Consider the following 19,695-nt stretch of genomic DNA (forward strand, 5'->3'; position numbering starts at 1 on the left):
ATGATCCATGCGCCAAGCTGCCATCCAAAATAATTTCGATTGGTGTCGCCTCGTCTGTGAGTCAGCCGGTTGCCGGGTGACGGAAACTGATTCGACCTGGCACGCTCAAGGAAGCGTACCGAGCTATTATCCGGAACTGATGGTCCGGCTTCCCCATCAGCGAATTGGTGTCACGGATGTCTATAGCATCAAGGACTGCACGGCAAGCTATGATTTCTCGAGTGCCGGTCTCAGTCATCTATTCACAGCAGAATGGATGACCCGCCCTGCCATACTCGATCGCCGTGCCCTTCCCGTCGATTGGTCCGTCGTGACGGATCTCGATCAGTTCGCTCGCTTCCAGTCAATCCAGGCAACACCGGAGTTGCCCACAACGTTATGGCAACATCCCGCTGTCCGATTCTTCTATTCAGAGGCGCAACAAGCAAGTTGCATCGCCTACTCGAATCAAGTGACGACCGGACTGACGTACGTCAACTCCGATTACCTCGACGAACGCTTATGGGATGATATCGCACGTTTGAGTTCAGCACATTTTCCTGGTCAATCGCTCGTCGGTTACGAGTATGGTGATCACCTGATCACGGCGCTTGAAGCCGGCTTTGACGACGTTGGTCCACTCGCGATCTGGATTCGCACGACGAATGATCACACATGAAAAAACCGAACCGATTCCCTTCCTCTTGACGAAGATGAATCGGTTCGGTTTTTTTACATCAAGCGGCTAATGAATGCCGTTGCAATCCCGAAGTAGACGAGGAGCGATAAGATATCGTTCAACGTCGTGATCAATGGTCCGGATGCGATTGCTGGGTCAATCTTTAGGCGATGTAAGATGAGCGGAATGATCGTTCCAGCAAGTGTCCCGAAGATCAACGTGATGACGAGCGAACTGCCGACGACAAGACCCAAGACGGCACTCCCTTGCCAGACGTAGGCAATGATGGCGATCAAGATACCACAAATGACACCAATGATTAAACCAACCCAGAGCTCCCGTAGGATCAACCGAGTCGCGACCCGCTTATCGACTTCACGCGTGATCAATCCGCGGACGACGACCGCGAGCGATTGGGTACCGGTATTTCCGGTCATACCAGCAATCATCGGCATGAAGAAGGCGAGCGCGACGACTTTTGAGAGCGTCTCTTCGAACTGACTGATGATTGATCCGGAGACGAGCCCAATGAACAGTAGCAAGACGAGCCACGGTAAACGACGGGTCGCAGCAATCCACGGCTTCGTCTCGAAATCAATCGATTTACCGGACGCCGAGAGTTTCTCGATGTCTTCGTTCGCTTCTTCCCGTAAGACGTCAAGCGCATCATCGACCGTGATGAGTCCGACGAGAATGTCGCCCTCGACGACGGGTAACGAGACAAGATCATAGCGTTCGAACAGTTGCGCGACTTCTTCCTGATCGGTCTCCGCCGCGACCCGGATCACCTTCGTCTCCATGACGTCACTGATCCGTTCCGTGTTTTCAGCTAAGATGACATCCCGGTATGAGATGACACCAACGAGTTCACTGAGTTGATTGACGACGTAGACGTAGTTGATCGTCTCCGAGTATTCGATGTAGTCGCGCATCTTCTCGACCGTCTCACCGACCGTGAAATCTTCTCCGACCCAGATGAACCGGTTCGTCATCAAGCGCCCTGCCGTTTCCGGTGGATACGTCAAGAGATTGCGGACGATCAGAGCCTCGTCCGACCGCATGCTGCCAAGCAAGCGGTCGGTCTCTTCCGGTCCCAGTTCCTCAAGTACATCCGCGACATCATCGTTCTCCATTAAATCGAGGACGTGCCCGGCACGCTCGACGTCTAAACGACGTAAGACGGCGAGACGTTGCTCCCCTTCGAGCTCCTCAAGTACATCCGCCAATCGCTCGTGATCCAGATAGTCGAGGAGTCGTGCCTGATCGTCTTCGCCCAACTCTTCATACACTTGCGCGATATCATACGGATAGACCTCTTCGATGATTTGCTGTGCTTGCTCCCGTTTTTCTTTCGCGAGCGCATCGAGCAATAGCCACTTCCATTGTTGTTCTGCTGTCTGACGCAATCTCCTCACCCCCTGTATTCTGCCTTTTCATCTTAGCACGAGTTGATTCGCGATCGATATCGAAAAACAGTTGACATCTGTTTCCTATGGCTTTAAAGTTTGCCTTAAGGAAACATTATTTGTAGACCGAATCTTTTTCCAGTGATTGGAGTTAAAATTTTTATCTTATTTTTTGCCCTAAGGAAACTTTCCTTCTATATACCACAAAATCAAAGGAGTGATTATTCATGTACGCCCTTGACGTTGATCGTCTCACCGTCTCTTATTTTGATACCCATGCACTCGACGGAGTGTCCGTTCGTCTCCCGGTCGCTTCGTTGATTGGCATCATCGGACCGAACGGCGCTGGTAAATCCACATTCTTAAAAGCCATCCTCGGTTTGATCCCGGCTCGCATCGAGCAGTTACGCGTGCTTGACCAATCACTCGAAGACGTTCGGTCACGCGTCGCTTACGTACCGCAACGAAGTGCAATTGATTGGGACTTCCCGGTTCGTGTGCAGGACGTCGTGCTGATGGGCTGTTATCCGAAGCTCAGCTTATTCAAACGACCATCGAAAGCACAAAAAGTGTTCGCCATGGAGTGCCTCGAGCGCGTCGGTATGTCCGATCATGCCGAACGCCAAATCGGTGAACTGTCAGGTGGACAGCAACAACGGGTCTTTCTGGCGCGTGCCCTTGCCCAAGAAGCAGAGCTACTATTGCTGGACGAACCGTTCGTCGGCATCGATGTCGCGAGTGAGCAGATGATCATCGAACTCTTACGGACCCTCCGAGCCGAAGGACGGACGATCGTCGTCGTCCACCATGATTTGCATAAAGCAGAGGACTACTTCGACACATTGATGCTGTTGAACAAACAACTGATCGCTGTCGGTCCACCGGCTGATATCTTGACGCCGGAATGGCTCGAACCAGCGTATGGCTTACCCCTATTCGAACGACGCAAGGAGGGACAAGGATGACGTTCATCGAGGCATTACTTCAGTATGAGTTCTTACAAAAAGCGATGATCACCGCTATCATGGTCGGCATCATCTGTGGTGTGATCGGCTGTTTCATCATCCTTCGCGGGATGTCGTTGATGGGGGATGCAATCTCGCACGCCGTTTTACCTGGTGTTGCGATTTCCTACCTACTCGGGATCAACTTCCTGATCGGTGCTGTCGTGACGGGTCTCGTGACAGCGCTCGGAATCGGTTTCGTTAGCCAGAACAGTCGCATCAAGAACGATACGGCAATCGGAATCATGTTCACATCCGCCTTCGCCCTCGGGATCATCCTGATTTCGTTCTTACGTAGCAGTAGCGATCTCTATCACATTCTGTTCGGCAACGTCCTCGCGGTCCGTCCAAGCGACATGTGGATGACCGTCATCATCGGATTGATTGTCCTCGGCGGAATCTTCTTGTTCTACAAAGAATTATTGATTAGCTCGTTTGATCCGACGATGGCGCAAGCCTATGGACTATCGACGCGCTGGATTCATTACGGACTGATGACGTTACTGACACTCGTCACGGTCGCTTCACTCCAGACCGTCGGCATCATTCTCGTCGTCGCGATGTTGATCACACCGGCAGCGACCGCGTATTTACTGACGAACCGCCTCTCACGGATGCTGTTCCTAGCGGGAGGCTTCGGTACGTTGTCCGCCATCGTCGGACTGTATTTCAGCTTCACCTATAACCTATCTTCCGGTGCATCGATCGTCCTCGTCGCGACGACGTTGTTCGCACTCGTCTTCGTCTTCTCACCACGTCACGGTCTGATGCGTCACCGGAAACGAAAGGAGTCTACTGTATGAAATTAAAACTCATTCTGTTCGTCCTCCTCAGCACGGTCCTGCTTGCTGCTTGTTCGACACCAGCAGAAGATAACGGGAAGCTGAAGGTCGTCGCGACGTATTCGATTCTCGCTGACCTCGCACGTGAGGTCGGTGGTGAACATGTCGATGTCCACAGCATGGTCAAGATCGGGGCAAACCCGCACGAGTATGATCCACTTCCAGCAGACGTACAAGCGATGGCAGATGCTGACGTCGTCTTCTACAACGGGTTGAACCTGGAAGCCGGCGGTGCGTGGTTCGATAAACTCCGGGCAACGACTGGCAAAGACGCGTCTGACGCACCAGTCTATCGTTTAAGCAAAGGCGTCGAACCGAAATACCTGACGACGAAGGGCAAAGAATCGGAGACTGATCCACATGCGTGGCTCGATATAAGCAATGGGATTCGCTACGTCGAAAACGTCAAGCAGGCATTAATCAAGGAAGATCCGAAGCACAAAGCCGACTACGAAAAAAATGCCGATGCCTATATCAAAAAATTGCAGACGCTTGATCAGGAAGCGAAACAGCAGTTTGCCGCTATTCCGAAAGCAGAACGTCATCTCGTCACGAGCGAAGGAGCCTTCAAATACTTCGGAACTGCCTATGACGTCAAAGCGGATTATATTTGGGAGATCAACTCAGATAATCAAGGGACTCCGGCTCAAGTCCGCCGGATCGTCGATACGATCAAGGAGCAAGATATCCCTGTCCTGTTCGTCGAAACGAGCGTCGATCGGCGGAGCATGGAAACCGTCTCAAGGGAGACTGGTGTTCCGATCGGTGGTAATCTCTTCACCGACTCACTCGGTGCACTGGGTAAGGATGGCGACACCTACTACAGCATGATGCAAGCAAACATCGAGACGATCACGGAAGCACTCGCCAAGTAAGCGTCAACAAATCGTCACGCCTCCCGGACACGTCTTTCCTTATAATGAAAGCAAGACGATGAAAGAGAGGCACATTATGCAAACACGACTATATCGTTACGCCTTTCCCCTCAGTATCAGCCTGTTGCTCGCTGCATGCGGAACAGCTGATCAAACGGGTGCTCCAAAAACAGAACAGACGAATCACGGAGATCATGCTGATCATGCCAGCCACGGTGCTGGTGATCAACTCGAGAAGACCGCGGGACCAGACACGTTACCCGCTTTTCTGAACGAACAGGATGAGTCGATCCAGACGATTTACCGCTCCGTCGCTAAACATCCTGATCTCTTGAAGAAGATGCCTTGTTATTGCGGTTGCGGTGAGTCTGCTGGTCATACAAGCAACTATGACTGCTTCATCGAAGAGCAGACTGCTAGTTCCACGACCTGGACGACGCACGGCATCACGTGCGGCACGTGTCTCGATATCGCAGCACAGTCGATCGTTGCTTATCAAAAAGGTAGCTCCGTCAAGGAAATCCGGACTGCCATCGATCAAGCTTATAAAAAGACCGGTGTCACACCGACGCCAACGCCAGCACTTTAATAAACAGTCCGCCCTCCTCGCGATGAACGTAAGGAAAGGCGGACTGCTTTTTCATGTTCCGTTTTTCTGTCTCATGTGGAGCGCTCTTGACTTCTAGCTCGCAAGACAAGCGGTCGACCCGACAACAGCTCATCCAGTTGATAGTACGTATGCGCCCGAATCGGTCGATCCGTTCGTGGCAGATGACGGAGCTCGTATGCCACTTCGAGTAAGTAAAATTTGTATTCCTCCCCTTCATCAAAACCGAAGCTCGCGCGACGTTCTTCGATATACGCAAGGACACGCTCCTGTTGCGAGAACGAGAGCCGCTGGACTTGTGGGGCGAGTGCCTCGTGCGGAGAGAGCACGATTTCCCGCTCCGTGCGATACAGTCGATGCATGACGCCACCACTTTGACGTAAGGCAATCAAACGCGCGGGTCGATACGGACGGGGGTGCGGGTGGGCATGGACGAGGTAACGTTCAATCGTGACTTGAGTCGGTCCTGCCGGTAGAGAGATGACGTCATACATACAAAATCGCTCCTTCTCGAAATTGATAGCTACTCTCATATGCTACCATATCTATCCAGCATTCTTTCGTTGACGACAGAAGGGGAATCCGTTTTCAAAGTTTCGCAACTGGTTTTAAGACTGAATAGGCGTGGAACAGATGGAGAGAAACGATTCCTATCTGGAAAGGATGATTGTCGATGTCGAATATGTCCGCCGTCGGTTTCCACCGACACTTACCACTGACGGAACACGAAAGTCTGATTGACCTGGAACTACCACGCCCGGAAGCAACGGGACACGATCTCTTAGTTGAGATTAAAGCCGTCTCCGTCAACCCGGTCGATACGAAAGTCCGTGCTCACGGGAAAGATGAAGACGCGCCGAAGGTCATCGGTTACGATGCAGCCGGAGTCGTCGTTGAAGTCGGCGATGATGCCTCCCTCTTCCAAGTCGGTGATGAAGTCTATTACGCCGGTGCGATTCAGCGCCCAGGGTCAAACAGTGACTTCCAACTCGTCGATGAACGGATCGTCGCCAAAAAGCCGGAACGGTTGACCTTTAGCGAAGCCGCTGCTCTCCCGTTGACGACGCTGACAGCTTACGAAGCATTGACCGATCGTCTCGGATTGACGTTTGACGCTAAGTCGAATCTCGAGAAGACGATCCTCATCATCGGAGCTGCTGGTGGTGTCGGTTCAATTGCAACACAACTCGCGAATCACGCTGGACTGACCGTCATCGGAACGGCGTCACGCGACGAGACGATTGAGTGGGCGAAGGAACACGGTGCACATCATACGATCAATCACCACGAGGCATTCCGTCCTCAGCTGGAAGCCCTCGGCTACAAATACGTCGACTATATCTTCTGTCTCAATGCGACGGACCAACATTTTGAGACGATGGTCGATGTAATTGCACCACAAGGGAAAATCTGTAGCATCGTCGAGACGGATCAAAAACTCGATTTAAGTGCGCTCCAACAAAAGAGTGCGACGTTCGTCTGGGAGTTCATGTTCACGCGTCCGCTGTTCGAGACAGAGGACATGATCCGCCAACATGAGATTCTGACGCAAGTCGCAGCATGGATCGAAGAACATACACTTGAGACGACGGTGACACAGACGTTAATCGGCATGAACGCTGACAATCTGAAAGAAGCACACCGTCTCGTCGAGAGCGGAAAAACGATTGGGAAGATTGTCGTCGAACATCATTAATGGGCATCGGAGCAGGTTGGGAGTAAAATCCCGTCCTGCTTTTTTGTCGTTCTAAGTTTTCTTTGTGAACCTGTATCTCTTACTTTGAAGATATTTTAAGCATTATGACTATATTTATTCGTCTAAAAAATGTACGATTACGGTAACAAATATTCCAACGTAATACATCTAATCGACGCTTGACTCACATAGACAAAGGAGCATCCATAATCCATATGCGAAAATGGTTCAATCAAAAGATCAGCCGACAGATCATGTCGTCGTTTTATCTCATTCTTATTACACTATCGATCTCTTCCCTGGCTGCTTATTTTTATACGAACCACCAAGTCACGGATGCGAAACAAGAGCTCGATGCGATCAGCTTGCGCGAAGATCGAGCGACAAAACTCTGGGACGATTGGCAGTCCCTTCAATACGAGATGCGCGGCTATATCGTCTTCGGTGACGATGCCGTGCTCGACGTGATTGATGAAAAGAAGGCATCACTCGAACAACAGACGGCTTGGTTTGAGAAAAATCGTCTCTACAAGGCGGATCAAATCTATGCGTCTGATATCCGGTCGCTCTATAATTCTTATACCAATTTCGTCATGCCCAGCTTGATTAAATACGTCCAAGCAAAGCAATCGGGCACGATTGACGAGCGTTTCCTGCAGATGCCAAGTCTAAAAGCGATGATGCCACAAGTACCACGGGACCCGAATCGGAAATTCAAGATGAATGCCTCGAACAGTGAGACGATGCGTAAAAGTGTCAACACGATGGAGAGTACGTTCACGAACTATCGGAGTAGTCTTCGTGCGAAAGAACTCGGTGCAAAAGAACAACTTGTCACTCAGACAAAGTACGCTGAGTGGATTTGGCTCGTCAATCTGCTCGTCCTATTCCTCGTCATCTTGCTCATCGTCCGCCCGTTCATCGAACGGACGACGCGACAAATCCATCTTCTTAGCAAGGAGAGTAAACTTCTTGCAAGCGGTGAGCATACGTTACCACTCATTCCACTCAACCGTGCTGACGAGATCGGTGAATTGAGTAAATCGTTCCATCAGATGGCGACAGCTTTGATTGAAAACAAACATCAATTGATGTCAACGAACGTCAATCTCGAAGATGCATTGAAACTGACGCAACGGAACGAGTCCCACTTGCGCCTGCGAAACCAATTGACGGAGACACTGGCATCGCGCGATAGCATCAGTGCTTATCCTTCTGTCATCCAAAAGATGGTTGAGATCACGCAGTCTGATCAAGGCGCACTGATCTTTAAAGAAGGAACAAAAGTCATCGATATCGTCTTTTATCCACAGACACCGCTCACAGTCGAGGATTGGATGCCAACGATTGAGCCGTTATTGCGTGAGTCGCGACAAGATCGACGACCGCATACACAGTTCGAGGACGAAGTCGCACGCGCTGTCACACCGGTTCTTGATCCGAGTCAAAATGAGATCATCGCCTATATCTTCTTGTCCCGCGATCAGGATCGGTTTGATCGTTACGAACAGGAAGAACTAGCCGCCTTCGCGCGCCAGCTGGCATTGTCACTCTTGCGGATGCGGACGTTCGACGAGATTGAACGTGAGCGGGAAAAAACGGCGCGACTATTGAACTCTATTCGTGAATCGATCGTCTATATCGAACCCGAAGGCGATATTCAATTGATCAACCGACCGTTGCTCGATCTGTTTGACCATCCGGTTGATGACAGTCTCGATGAGAACGGACTGATGAACATCACTCCGTCTGTCGTTCAACTCAAGCATCGCGTCGACCAACTACCGGAATTCGAACGTTACTTGAAAAAGACGTTCGTTCAGCGTGAAATCGGTGAAGGAATCACCTTCTCGATTGATCACGAGCGACGCTTCATCAAGACGTACTCCGAGAGCATTCATTATGGTGGACAGTTCCGCGGGATTCTACTCGTCTTACGTGACGTGACGAATGAAGTCGAGATTGACCGGATCAAAAACGAACTCGTCTCGACAATCTCGCACGAACTGCGGACACCACTCTCGTCGATCTATGGCTTCACTGAGCTGATGATTCAGCGCGACCTGCCACCGAAGCGACAGAAGAAGTATCTCGAAGCGGTCCATTCGGAAACAGAACGCCTCTCGCTGTTGATCAATGACTTCCTTGACCTGCAACGGATGGAAGCAAACCGTCAGGAATACGAAATGGCACCGTTTGATATCGTCGCGATGATTCGTGATTTGAAACAGTTGCATAGCCTGTCGTCGTCTTCCCACGCGATTGAAATATTCCGAAACGTCGAACCGCTGATCGTCGAGGGGGATGCGAAGAAGATTCGCCAATTGTTCAGTAACCTGATCAACAATGCGATCAAATACTCACCAGCGGGTGGAACGATCGATATCCAACTAACGCGACACGCGTCACGTGTCACCGTCGCGATTCAAGATGAGGGTATCGGGATTCCTGCTTCTGCGATGAGTAACTTGTTCCAAAAATTCTATCGTGTCGACAATTCGGACACCCGTCAAATCGGCGGTACTGGTCTTGGGCTCTCAATCTGTCGCGAAATTGCGCGTGGGCATGATGGAGAAATCCATGTCGAGTCGATCGAAGGACAAGGTTCGACGTTCACAGTCGAACTTCCGTTGACACAAAACACATGATGCATATGAAAAAGCGCCAGAATGCGAATCAGCATTCCGGCGCTTTTTGAATTAGGTAATGTTATGAGTTGAGACGGCTTGCCACTTCAACCGTCCGTTTCGCTTGATGGCGCACGGCTGGTTCGACGGATTCGACCATGTTGCCGTCTTGGTCGACAGTGACCGATGTACCATATGGATTTCCACCCGCTGCGAACAAGACCGGATCCGAATAACCCGGTGCCGCAACGATCGCACCCCAGTGGAACATCGTCGTATAGACCGCGAGAACAGTCGCTTCCTGACCGCCATGCGGATTCTGTGCCGACGACATCGCACTGACGACTTTATTGACGAGTTTGCCTTGTGCCCACAGTCCGCCTGTCGTGTCGAGGAACTGTTGGAATTGTCCTGGGACATGACCGTAACGTGTCGGGACGCTAAAGATAATCGCATCTGCCCAGTCGAGTAGATCCGGTGTCGCTTCTTCGATATCACGTGTGGCTTCCGCATGCTTTTGCCACAATGGGTTCGAAGCAATCGCTTCTGCTGGGGCTGTCTCCTTGATTTTCGCAAGGCGGACTTCCGCCCCCGCTGCTTCTCCCGCTTCTTTTGCCCATGAGGCAAGTTGATGGTTCGTTCCGGTTGCGCTGTAATAGATGACCGCTAGTTTCACGTTTGACATGACTTCGCTCCTTTTTTAAAAGACAGTGACGGACGATGGACGTACACGCTTTCTATTCCCGCTTTCTGCGCAAATTAACGTCAATTGTTTGAATTCAAGAGGAAATATAGACCGATTTTTCGACTACATCATGGAACGAGCGAACATGGCTGTCCACATCTGGGCGTTCCACCATCAAACGTTTAGGGTAAAGAACGTGTGAAGACACACGTAAGGAGTACTGACCATGGCGATTCGCTACACCCTTTATCTGTTACTCGGCATGCTGAAGTTCATGCTGTTTAGTTACTTTACAAAGACCGATCTTTCGCTCCATTTAACACTCATGAACCTGGCCGGGATGCTGATCCTGTCGAGCTGGACGTTGCTGATTCCGTGGAATAAACGCCGCTGGGTCTGGCTCGGTCTACTGCTCGCGCACAGTTTTCTACTGGCTTCCGACATGTGGTACTACCGTTACTTCGAGGACTTCCTCTCCGTCTCGCTCCTCTCACAGATGACGCAGATGAGTGACGTCAGTAGCGGCTTCACTGCCTTGATCGTGCCGCAAGACTTCCTCTTGTTCGCTGATAGTTTGATTTTCGTACTACTGCTTTTCGTTTTCCGCAAGCGACCGGAAGTGACGACGGCGCAAACACGACACCGGACAGCTGGTCTACTCGCAATCAGTGGGATCGTCTTGTCTGCTTCGCTACTGACCTACCGGACGCTAACGGAAGATCGTCAACCGACGGCAACGATCTCCGATATGCGTGACTACTACCTGTTCGGCTTTTGGGGCTATCACGGGTGGGATGTGTTCAAAGGCGTGACCGGACGACCGAGCGACGGACTAACGGCACAGGAACAACAGCGCATCAATCAAAAGGAACAGACGAATCCGACCGGTCCGAAGCAGACGCCGAATATCATTTTGGTACAGCTCGAATCGTTCCAAGCTTCAGTCATCGACCAAACCATTAATGGTGAGGAAGTGACACCGAACCTGAATCAATTGAAGAAGGAATCGCTCTACTTCTCGTCGCTCTACCACCAGACGCATGAAGGACGAACTTCAGACGCCGAGTTCATCACGAACACGTCACTTTATCCATTAAAATCAGGCTCTGTTTATACACAATACCCGACGAATGAATTCGAGCCGCTCCCTGCATTACTTGAGAAGAACGGATACGATACGGCAGCGATGCATGCTTACGAAAAAGGCTTCTGGAACCGTGACGATGTCTACCAGAACATCGGTTTTAAGCACTTCTTCAGCCAAAAGGATTATTCAAAAGAGAAGAAAATCGGCATGGCACTGAACGATCAACAGTTCTTCCTCGAATCGATTGATCACATGGAGACACTGCAAGAACCGTTCTTCTCGTTTTTAGTCGCGCTGACGAGTCATACGCCGTATGAGATCGACAAGGAAGATCAGACGCTTGATCTGTCCGGATATAAGGATCCGATGTTGAAACGGTATTACGAGACCGCGCATTACGTCGATACCGGTGTCGGAAAGATGATCGACGAGTTGAAACAACGGGATCTTTGGGATCAGTCCCTCGTCATCTTTTATGGCGATCACGATAGTGGACTCGTCAATGAAGGAAGCGAAATGCGTAAAAAGGCGGATGTCTCGTCTCCGGTTGCTGCGTTCGAGCTCGAGCGCCGCATCCCGCTCTTCATCAAAAAACCCGACCAGCAAACCGGTCGGGTCATGAAAGAGAATGGCGGACAGATTGATATCGCACCAACGATCATTGATCTATTGAATCTCAAAACGTCCTATATGATGGGACAATCCCTCGTCGACGACAAACCAAATCTGACGGGCTTCCGCGATGGTTCGTTCCGCTACAAGGACTATTATTATGAAGCGGATTTGACGAAAGTATCAGGCGAAGGCACCTGTTATGACGTATCGACCGAGAAAAAAGTTGAGATGAAGTTCTGTCGCGATCAGGTGAAGGATGTGAGTGAGCAGTTAAAGCTGTCGGATAAGATTATTGAGGAGAATGAACTGGAGTAATCAAAGGGCAGCTAATTTTATTGAAATAAACAAGCCTGACTTCTCACTAGACGTGAAGAAGGTCAGGCTTGTTTATTGATTGTTATCTCCACCTATCCTCGAGCCCATCAATAGCAAGTAAAATGGTCTTCGATCCATTGCCATTCTTCGTCAAACAAGACTTTTCTTTTTGTTTGAATGATCCAATGAAATAGTTTAGGAATCGCTTGATAGGAATGCTGGTATCGATGTAAAAATCGAAAAGCGATTAGGACTTCATCTGTTTGTATTTGTCGCGTTCGCTTCACTAATGTTTGTAAACGTTTAATCACCGGCTCAATCGCTACTTCATCACCATGTCGCTCAATTTCGACTAACGCACACTCTCTCACATTGCTAGATCGATCTTTTAATCCGTGCAAAAATATTGAAAGATCTAATCCATTTCCAAGTTCACTCAGTGCAGCTAAAGCCGAATGCCTCACGTCTCCTCGAGAATGATCCAACAAAGGAGTCAAATAAGGAACGGCTCGCTCTGTTCCAATCTTGGCTAAAACAAAATTAGCACTCATGATATCAAAAGAGTTATTTGATGTCGTAATCAAACGAATTAATGCATCTTCTGCTGCCTCATCTCGACAGGCTCGCAATGTTTGAATCGCAGCTTCTCGAACAGACGACCGAGAATCGTCTATGTATTTTACAATTCGTTCTGTATCAGGAATGCATTGTTGTTTTGCTAGTTCTTCCAGAATACTTTCAAGAAGACTCGGCTTTGTCTCTTGCTCCAGTTTTTCAAGCAATAACATTCCTGCACGAACATCTCCTGAATTCACACCAATCGTTCCAATCATAAAATAAAGATGTTGTTTTTGTTCTGCTTGTTTCACTTTATCGAGTAAAGTGTTTAATATCAGAAGCATATTCACGTCCCTAAATTGACGGACTTTTACATAAGCTAAGTCGGATGGTGATCCTTCGTTCGTATAGCACTTCATTTCTTCATGATAGAGGTATTCTTCATCAGACATCTGTTCAACTAAATATAAAATCTCATCGTCCTTCATATTTGGTAGTTGCTCCTTAACCCTTTAAATATCTATTTAACTTTGTTCTAAAGCAAACTGAATCAATTGATACGATAGCCAGAACATTAAGCATCCGATTCCAAAATCTAATACTTTCCACGCTTTTGGTTGTTTAAATACAGGAATGAGCCATCTCGATCCATATCCTAATCCAAAAAACCAGACAAATGAGGCAATCAAAGCTCCGATTAAAAAATTGATTTTTTGATCAAATGTCAAAGTTCCAGCAATACCACCGATGACGACGACCGTATCTAGGTATACATGTGGATTTAAAAGTGTAATTGCTAATGTAAGTAAGATCGTTTTGTGAATGGGCATGATTTTAGAATCTGTTGAAACATCCATTGTATGTGATGAAGAAAATGCACTACGAAAAGATTTAAATCCATACAAGAGAAGGAATAGTCCTCCAACAATCGCAAGACCAACATTTGCAAACGTATTATTCTTGATGACGGTACCAACTCCCATTACGCCCATACACATCAACAACACATCGCACAAGAAACATACTAGCGCCACCCAGAAAATATTGTTTTTCATTAAACCTTGTTTAAGGACGAACGCATTTTGAGCGCCGATTGCGACGATGAGTGTACCCGAGGTTACTATGCCTTTTAAAATTTCATTCATTTAATTAATGACCCCTATCTCTCTTTGATCTCTGAACGTAAGTCGACGATTAAATATTAAATCTCCTTTCATTCCAAGTTAATTCTATATATGTATACCGTTTAAACATTAAGTATAATATTACAAATAAAAGAATAATTATGCAACTTATTCCGAAATTTGAAGTATAAAAAAGTACCGAACCCTATTTACTAGGATTCAGTACTTTTAGATGAAATGTCTTACATCATTCCGCCCATTCCACCCATGCCGCCCATATCAGGCATTGCAGGAGCAGATCCGGCTGGTTCTGGTTTATCGGCGATGACGGCTTCTGTTGTTAAGAACATCGCTGAAACCGACGCTGCGTTTTGAAGTGCTGAACGCGTTACTTTCGCTGGATCGACGATTCCTGTCTCGATCATGTCGACATACTCATCTGTTGCCGCATTGTAGCCCATTCCTGGCGCTTCATGCTTGAGACGTTCGACGATGACTGAACCTTCTTGACCCGCGTTTTCCGCGATTTGACGAAGTGGTGCTTCGAGTGCGCGAAGAACGATGTTGACACCTGTTGCTTCGTCGCCTGTTGAGACCGACAAAATCGATTCGACGGCTTTCGTGACGTGAATGAGGGCTGTTCCCCCTCCTGCTACGATTCCTTCTTCGACCGCTGCGCGTGTCGCGTTGAGTGCATCTTCAATCCGGAGCTTGCGTTCTTTCAGTTCTGTCTCAGTTGCTGCCCCGACTTTGACGACTGCTACGCCACCTGCGAGTTTCGCCAGACGCTCTTGTAATTTTTCACGATCGAAGTCGCTTGTCGTTTCTTCGATTTGCGCACGGATCGTACCGACACGTGCTTCGATCGAATCCCCGTGTCCGTGGCCTTCGACGATTGTCGTGTTGTCTTTTGAGACGACGACTTTCGACGCGCGACCGAGTTGCGTGATTTGTGTTTCCTTCAGATCAAGACCGAGGTCTTCTGTGATCAATTCTGCACCTGTAACAATCGAGATATCCTCAAGCATCGCTTTCCGGCGGTCACCGAAGCCTGGTGCTTTGACCGCTACCGCGTTGAATGTACCACGGAGTTTGTTGACGACGAGTGTCGCAAGTGCTTCGCCTTCGACGTCTTCTGCGATGATGAGAAGTGGTTTGTTTTGTTGGACGACTTGCTCGAGGACTGGAAGAATCTCTTGGATGTTCGAGATCTTTTTGTCCGTGACGAGGATATACGGGTTCTCAAGAACCGCTTCCATCTTGTCTGAATCCGTGATCATGTATGGTGACGCGTAACCACGGTCGAACTGCATCCCTTCGACGACGTCGAGTTCTGTCGTGAAGCCGCGTGATTCTTCGATCGTGATGACACCATCTTGACCGACACGTTCCATCGCTTCCGCGATCAATTGACCGACTTCTTCGTCCGCTGCTGAGATCGCTGCGACTTGGGCGATTGCTTCTTTACCTTCGATTGGTTTTGCGATCGTGTGCAACTCTTCGACAGCGCGACGAACCGCTTTTTCGATTCCTTTACGGATAACCATCGGGTTTGCGCCCGCTGTGACGTTTTTGAGACCTTCCCGAATCATCGCTTGTGCGAGGACTGTCGCTGTTGTCGTACCATCCCCTGCGATCTCATTCGTTTTTGAGGCAACTTCTGCAACGAGTTTTGCACCCATGTTCTCGAAATGATCTTCGAGTTCGATTTCTTTTGCGATCGTCACACCATCATTCGTGATGAGTGGTGAACCGAACTTCCGCTCGAGGACGACGTTGCGTCCTTTTGGTCCGATCGTGACTTTGACTGCATCCGCTAATGCGTCGACCCCGCGGAGCATTGCCCGACGTGCTTCTTCACTGAATAAAATGTCTTTTGCCATGACTGAAATCCCCCTTTAGATGATTAACTGAATTACTCGGCTACTGCCAAAATATCGCTTTCGCGTAAAATTAAGTATTCATTGCCGTCGACTTTGACTTCCGAACCGGCATATTGTGCATAGATGACGTGATCTCCGACACTCACTTCAAGTGGTACACGTACGCCTTGCTCTGTCACACGGCCTGTACCGACAGCGACGACTTTACCCTCTTGTGGTTTTTCTTTCGCTGACCCAGGAAGAACGATTCCTCCGAGTGTTGTTTCTTCTTTTTTAACGACTTCGATCACGATGCGATCACCAAGTGGTTTTAACATGCGAAACATCCTCCTTGAAAATGACTGTTTTTTAGCACTCACTTTAGTTGAGTGCTAACATATTTTTATCTTATACGCTTTCTCTTCTGAATTCAAGCCTGAACCTTTATCCGTTTTCCCGAAATCGACACCTTTGAATCATCGTCAATCGTGCGCCAAGACCGTTTGTTTGTTACAATCGGGACAGTACCTTCATTACAAAGGAGTTGTGTCCTGTACGATGAAAAATCCAATCAGTCTGCCTTTTCTGATGGCGGAGAAGTGGCAAAAGCGTCACGTCATCCCAATCATCATCTATCTGATCGTCCAATTGGTTCCGGGTTCGTTCCAATATTTCCTTCCGAAAAACGTCATTGCTGACGTCGCCGGTTGGTGGCTTGCGATCGGCTTCACGGTCGCCGTCATCGTCTCCTACTACTGCCTGCGTCCCGATTGGCAGAAGTGGAAGGCAGAGGGACGTCAAACCGATCCGATGGATACGTTGAAATGGATCGGAATCGGGATCGTGCTCTTGTATGCGCTCTTGATCGGTGTCAACTTGATCGATGCCTGGATGGCAGGCGGGATCGAGAATGTCGCGAAATCGCAAAATACGGATCAGATCATCCAAGCGATCCAAGTCATCCCACTCCTGCAAGTCATGGTCGTCCTGCTTGGACCGATCATGGAAGAGTTCTTGTTCCGGCATATCATGTTCGGGAATCTCTCCTCGAAGCTCGGTTTCTTCTTCAGCTTCACCTTGACGGGTGCCTTGTTCGGACTGATTCACCAGGACAACAAATTTTTAATCTATGTCGCGATGAGTTTCGTCTTCTCGCTCGTCTTCGTCAAGACGCGCCGGATCATTGCTCCGATCGCCATCCATGTCTTTAACAACGGAATCGTCGTACTCGCCATCTACGCGATGTCTTAATTTACGAAAGGTCGTGTTTTCATGCGTCAAAGCTCGAACTTCATGGCAGTGTTCTATGCCATCTTCGGTATTCTCTTCATGTTCCTTGCTTACAACAACTCGGTCGAAGCAGGAACGGTCTTCAACTTCTGGACGATCCTGTTGACGTTGTTCGCCGCGATCGACTTCTACCGTCTCTACTTGATCTTCCGCTTCCGCGCAGCAGCAAAGAAGATGATCAAGAAGGAACAGGACAAAAAGAACGATAAGCAATAAAAAAAACGAGATTTCCGTCATACGGGAATCTCGTTTTTTGGTTTATTCTTTCGCTTGACCCTTGCGGTAGGAATCGATGATCGTCTTCGCCACATCGAGACTCAACCGTTCATCTAAGACTAAGTTCTTGATCATGTTGACGAATTCGACATCTTCCTGCTGCACCGAATCAATCCGCTCGATCAACTGGTTCAACTTCGCCCGGACGGTCGGGTAGGATACTTGATAAGCCGTTGCCATATCCTTCAATGAACCGGAGCTCAAGACGAACTTCCGGATGAACTCGAGATGTTCCTGTTCGAGTGCCAGTACCCAAGCGGGCACGTCTTGTCGTTCCATCGTGTTCCCTCACTTCTCTTACAAATCTTGAATCTCCATTCGTTCTTTTTCACGCTTCAGTTGCTTACGGCGCGTATCGACACCCATCTCAGCCATTGAGATCATCAAACATATACCGGCAAACGTTCCCATCCGAATCACCGATTTTCGATCCGCTGAGTGTGGTCCTGTTCCGAAATACCAGTAAATTCCGAGACCGATGATGATGGCTGGAATGATGAGACTCCAGACTCTCCCGCGCCTTGCTAAGTAAAATTGTACGATACAGACTGTGACAATACCAATGACGATTCCTACCGTTTCCATCCTATCGCCTCTTCCTTATGATTATATCAACAATATTAACTTTATAATCAATAATATTCAATAAAATTTTAATTATAATCAAAAATAAGGGATTTTATTTAATAACAATCGACTTTAATCTATTTTCAAGGACGAAAAAAAGAAGGACTGACGATTCAGTCCTTCCTTATATTTACGACAATCACGCACTGCGGACGTCGTCTTTTTTACCTTCTGTCGACATGAACGTCTCGAGTTGGTCTTCGTCAAGGACACCTTCCCACTTCGCGATGACGAGTGAAGCGAGCGTGTTTCCTGTGACGTTGACGACCGAGCGCATCATATCCATGATTCGGTCAATCCCCGCGATGAAGGCAAGTCCTTCTGCCGGGATACCAACCGTACCGAGTGTTGCGAGTAAAACGACGAATGAGACGCCAGGAACGGCAGCCATCCCTTTTGATGTCAGCATTAAGACGAAGACAAGCGTCAGCTGTGTTCCGATCGAGAGATCAATCCCGTACATCTGTGCGATGAACAAGGCTGCGAGCGCTTGATAAAGCGCAGATCCATCAAGGTTAAACGAATAACCCGTCGGTACGACGAAGCTAACGATTGATTTCGGAACACCCATCTTCTCGAGTTTTTCCATGATCCGTGGCAGTACCGTCTCAGACGACGCCGTCGAATACGTCAGCAATAACTCGTCCTTGAAGATGCGCGTGAAATCAGAAACGCGAATCCCGACCCATTTCATGATGGCACCGAAGACGATGACCATGAAAAGAAGCGCTGTGACGTATAATGTCGCAATCAGTTTAAACAATGAACCGAGCGATTCAATCCCGAACGTCGAGACCGTGACACCGATTAAAGCGAAGACACCAATCGGCGCGAATTTCATGACGATATTGACGAGATTGAACATCGCTGCTGCGACGCCTTCAAAGAAACGAACGACCGGTTGGCCCTTCTCTCCTGCAAAACCGACACCGAGTCCGAATAAGACCGAGAAGAAAATGATTGCAAGCATGTCACCGCGGACCATCGCGTCCAAGATGTTCGTCGGGACGATGTTGACGATCTTGTCGACGAGTCCTGCGTCTTGTGTCGTCTCTTCCGTTTCGACATATGTCGAAATGTCCGTTTTATCGAGTGTCGACATGTTAATACCAGCACCCGGTTCAATGAGATTGGCTGCGAACAGCCCCGTGAAGATGGCGATCATCGTCACGATCGTGAAGTAACCGAGCGTTTTGACACCAAGACGTCCGAGACTTTTCGGACTACCGACTGATGAGACACCGAGGACGATCGTCGTGAAGACGATCGGAACGACGATCATTTTCATCATCCGGATAAAGATGTCACCGATTGGCTTAAGCCACTCCGCGACATGGGGATTCCCATAAAATACACCACCGACTGTGATCCCGAGAATTAAGCCGATTAAAATTTGCCAGGCAAGGCCAATTGGCTTACGTTTCGTAGTTGTCATACCCTTCCTCCTTATACATCCGTCTTACTTGTATCCTACATGTAGTGGAACATAAGTAGAATTTTGTCCTAAATACAGTACGTTGTCAAATCGTTCTGTTATAGTA

20 protein-coding genes are annotated in these 19,695 nt (G+C 48.8%); 10 read left to right on the forward strand and 10 right to left on the reverse strand.

What is annotated here, in order from left to right:
* Positions 1-7 precede the first annotated feature (7 nt).
* A complete protein-coding gene (locus tag KNQ03_RS07980; protein ID WP_214724209.1) occupies positions 8-658 on the forward strand; it encodes a hypothetical protein in 651 nt (216 codons plus the stop codon).
* A gap of 53 nt (positions 659-711) precedes the next feature.
* Here KNQ03_RS07980 and mgtE read toward each other — a convergent pair whose 3' ends face one another.
* Positions 712-2,064: a magnesium transporter gene (gene mgtE / locus KNQ03_RS07985; RefSeq protein WP_214724211.1), complete on the reverse strand. Its 1,353-nt coding sequence runs from the start codon at positions 2,062-2,064 to the stop codon at positions 712-714.
* A 227-nt stretch (positions 2,065-2,291) separates the two neighbouring features.
* Between mgtE and KNQ03_RS07990 the strand changes: the two genes are divergently transcribed.
* From KNQ03_RS07990 to KNQ03_RS08005, 4 genes are all read left to right on the forward strand, one after another.
* Positions 2,292-3,029, forward strand: a complete 738-nt coding sequence (locus KNQ03_RS07990; protein ID WP_133207856.1) for a metal ABC transporter ATP-binding protein — start codon at positions 2,292-2,294, stop codon at positions 3,027-3,029.
* Entirely contained in the window at positions 3,026-3,871 is an 846-nt protein-coding gene (locus KNQ03_RS07995; RefSeq protein ID WP_050678855.1) for a metal ABC transporter permease, read from the forward strand. The genes KNQ03_RS07990 and KNQ03_RS07995 overlap by 4 nt, the downstream gene beginning before the upstream one ends.
* On the forward strand, positions 3,868-4,785 hold the full coding sequence (locus KNQ03_RS08000; protein WP_214724213.1) for a metal ABC transporter substrate-binding protein: 918 nt from the start codon (positions 3,868-3,870) through the stop codon (positions 4,783-4,785). Before KNQ03_RS07995 ends, KNQ03_RS08000 begins: the two co-directional genes overlap by 4 nt.
* A 76-nt stretch (positions 4,786-4,861) precedes the next feature.
* Positions 4,862-5,374 carry a PCYCGC motif-containing (lipo)protein gene (locus tag KNQ03_RS08005; RefSeq protein ID WP_035395745.1) on the forward strand — a complete coding sequence of 171 codons (513 nt, stop codon included), beginning with the start codon at positions 4,862-4,864 and terminating at the stop codon, positions 5,372-5,374.
* Positions 5,375-5,445: 71 nt separating this feature from the next.
* Here the strand turns inward: KNQ03_RS08005 and KNQ03_RS08010 are convergent, their stop codons facing one another.
* Complete coding sequence (locus KNQ03_RS08010; protein WP_023469579.1) at positions 5,446-5,886, reverse strand: hypothetical protein; 441 nt, start codon at positions 5,884-5,886, stop codon at positions 5,446-5,448.
* A gap of 179 nt (positions 5,887-6,065) precedes the next feature.
* On the opposite strand from KNQ03_RS08010, the gene KNQ03_RS08015 reads away from it, so the two are divergent.
* Positions 6,066-7,088 (forward strand): zinc-binding alcohol dehydrogenase family protein, encoded by a 1,023-nt coding sequence (locus tag KNQ03_RS08015; RefSeq protein ID WP_214724215.1) that lies wholly within the window; start codon positions 6,066-6,068, stop codon positions 7,086-7,088.
* Positions 7,089-7,303: 215 nt separating this feature from the next.
* On the forward strand, positions 7,304-9,736 hold the full coding sequence (locus KNQ03_RS08020; protein ID WP_149427955.1) for a HAMP domain-containing sensor histidine kinase: 2,433 nt from the start codon (positions 7,304-7,306) through the stop codon (positions 9,734-9,736).
* 61 nt (positions 9,737-9,797) lie between these two features.
* On the opposite strand, the gene wrbA is transcribed toward KNQ03_RS08020, so the two are convergent.
* A complete protein-coding gene (gene wrbA, locus KNQ03_RS08025; RefSeq protein WP_035410786.1) occupies positions 9,798-10,400 on the reverse strand; it encodes an NAD(P)H:quinone oxidoreductase in 603 nt (200 codons plus the stop codon).
* Positions 10,401-10,626: 226 nt separating this feature from the next.
* Here wrbA and KNQ03_RS08030 point away from each other — a divergent pair, with 226 nt between their 5' ends.
* The gene (locus tag KNQ03_RS08030) at positions 10,627-12,417 is read left to right on the forward strand and encodes an LTA synthase family protein (protein WP_214724217.1); all 1,791 of its coding nucleotides are present in this window, start codon (positions 10,627-10,629) and stop codon (positions 12,415-12,417) included.
* A 107-nt stretch (positions 12,418-12,524) separates the two neighbouring features.
* Here the strand turns inward: KNQ03_RS08030 and KNQ03_RS08035 are convergent, their stop codons facing one another.
* The 4 genes from KNQ03_RS08035 to groES form a co-directional block, all read right to left on the reverse strand.
* A complete protein-coding gene (locus KNQ03_RS08035; protein WP_149427958.1) occupies positions 12,525-13,463 on the reverse strand; it encodes a HEAT repeat domain-containing protein in 939 nt (312 codons plus the stop codon).
* A 36-nt stretch (positions 13,464-13,499) separates the two neighbouring features.
* The gene (locus tag KNQ03_RS08040; protein ID WP_214724219.1) at positions 13,500-14,120 is read right to left on the reverse strand and encodes a LysE/ArgO family amino acid transporter; all 621 of its coding nucleotides are present in this window, start codon (positions 14,118-14,120) and stop codon (positions 13,500-13,502) included.
* Positions 14,121-14,341: 221 nt separating this feature from the next.
* A complete protein-coding gene (gene groL / locus KNQ03_RS08045; protein WP_023469586.1) occupies positions 14,342-15,982 on the reverse strand; it encodes a chaperonin GroEL in 1,641 nt (546 codons plus the stop codon).
* A 32-nt stretch (positions 15,983-16,014) separates the two neighbouring features.
* A complete protein-coding gene (gene groES / locus KNQ03_RS08050) occupies positions 16,015-16,299 on the reverse strand; it encodes a co-chaperone GroES (RefSeq protein ID WP_023469587.1) in 285 nt (94 codons plus the stop codon).
* A gap of 220 nt (positions 16,300-16,519) precedes the next feature.
* On the opposite strand from groES, the gene KNQ03_RS08055 reads away from it, so the two are divergent.
* Entirely contained in the window at positions 16,520-17,212 is a 693-nt protein-coding gene (locus KNQ03_RS08055; RefSeq protein ID WP_214724221.1) for a CPBP family intramembrane glutamic endopeptidase, read from the forward strand.
* Positions 17,213-17,254: 42 nt separating this feature from the next.
* Positions 17,255-17,467: a DUF4305 domain-containing protein gene (locus KNQ03_RS08060; protein WP_230088481.1), complete on the forward strand. Its 213-nt coding sequence runs from the start codon at positions 17,255-17,257 to the stop codon at positions 17,465-17,467.
* A gap of 42 nt (positions 17,468-17,509) precedes the next feature.
* Here the strand turns inward: KNQ03_RS08060 and KNQ03_RS08065 are convergent, their stop codons facing one another.
* From KNQ03_RS08065 to KNQ03_RS08075, 3 genes are all read right to left on the reverse strand, one after another.
* The gene (locus tag KNQ03_RS08065; protein WP_023469590.1) at positions 17,510-17,806 is read right to left on the reverse strand and encodes a DUF2089 family protein; all 297 of its coding nucleotides are present in this window, start codon (positions 17,804-17,806) and stop codon (positions 17,510-17,512) included.
* A gap of 18 nt (positions 17,807-17,824) precedes the next feature.
* Positions 17,825-18,112 (reverse strand): hypothetical protein, encoded by a 288-nt coding sequence (locus tag KNQ03_RS08070; protein ID WP_214724223.1) that lies wholly within the window; start codon positions 18,110-18,112, stop codon positions 17,825-17,827.
* Positions 18,113-18,293: 181 nt separating this feature from the next.
* Positions 18,294-19,589, reverse strand: a complete 1,296-nt coding sequence (locus tag KNQ03_RS08075; protein ID WP_214724225.1) for a cation:dicarboxylate symporter family transporter — start codon at positions 19,587-19,589, stop codon at positions 18,294-18,296.
* Positions 19,590-19,695: the final 106 nt, after the last annotated feature.

Origin of the sequence: Exiguobacterium sp. s143 (assembly GCF_018618895.1) — a bacterium.
Classification (GTDB): domain Bacteria; phylum Bacillota; class Bacilli; order Exiguobacteriales; family Exiguobacteriaceae; genus Exiguobacterium_A; species Exiguobacterium_A abrahamii.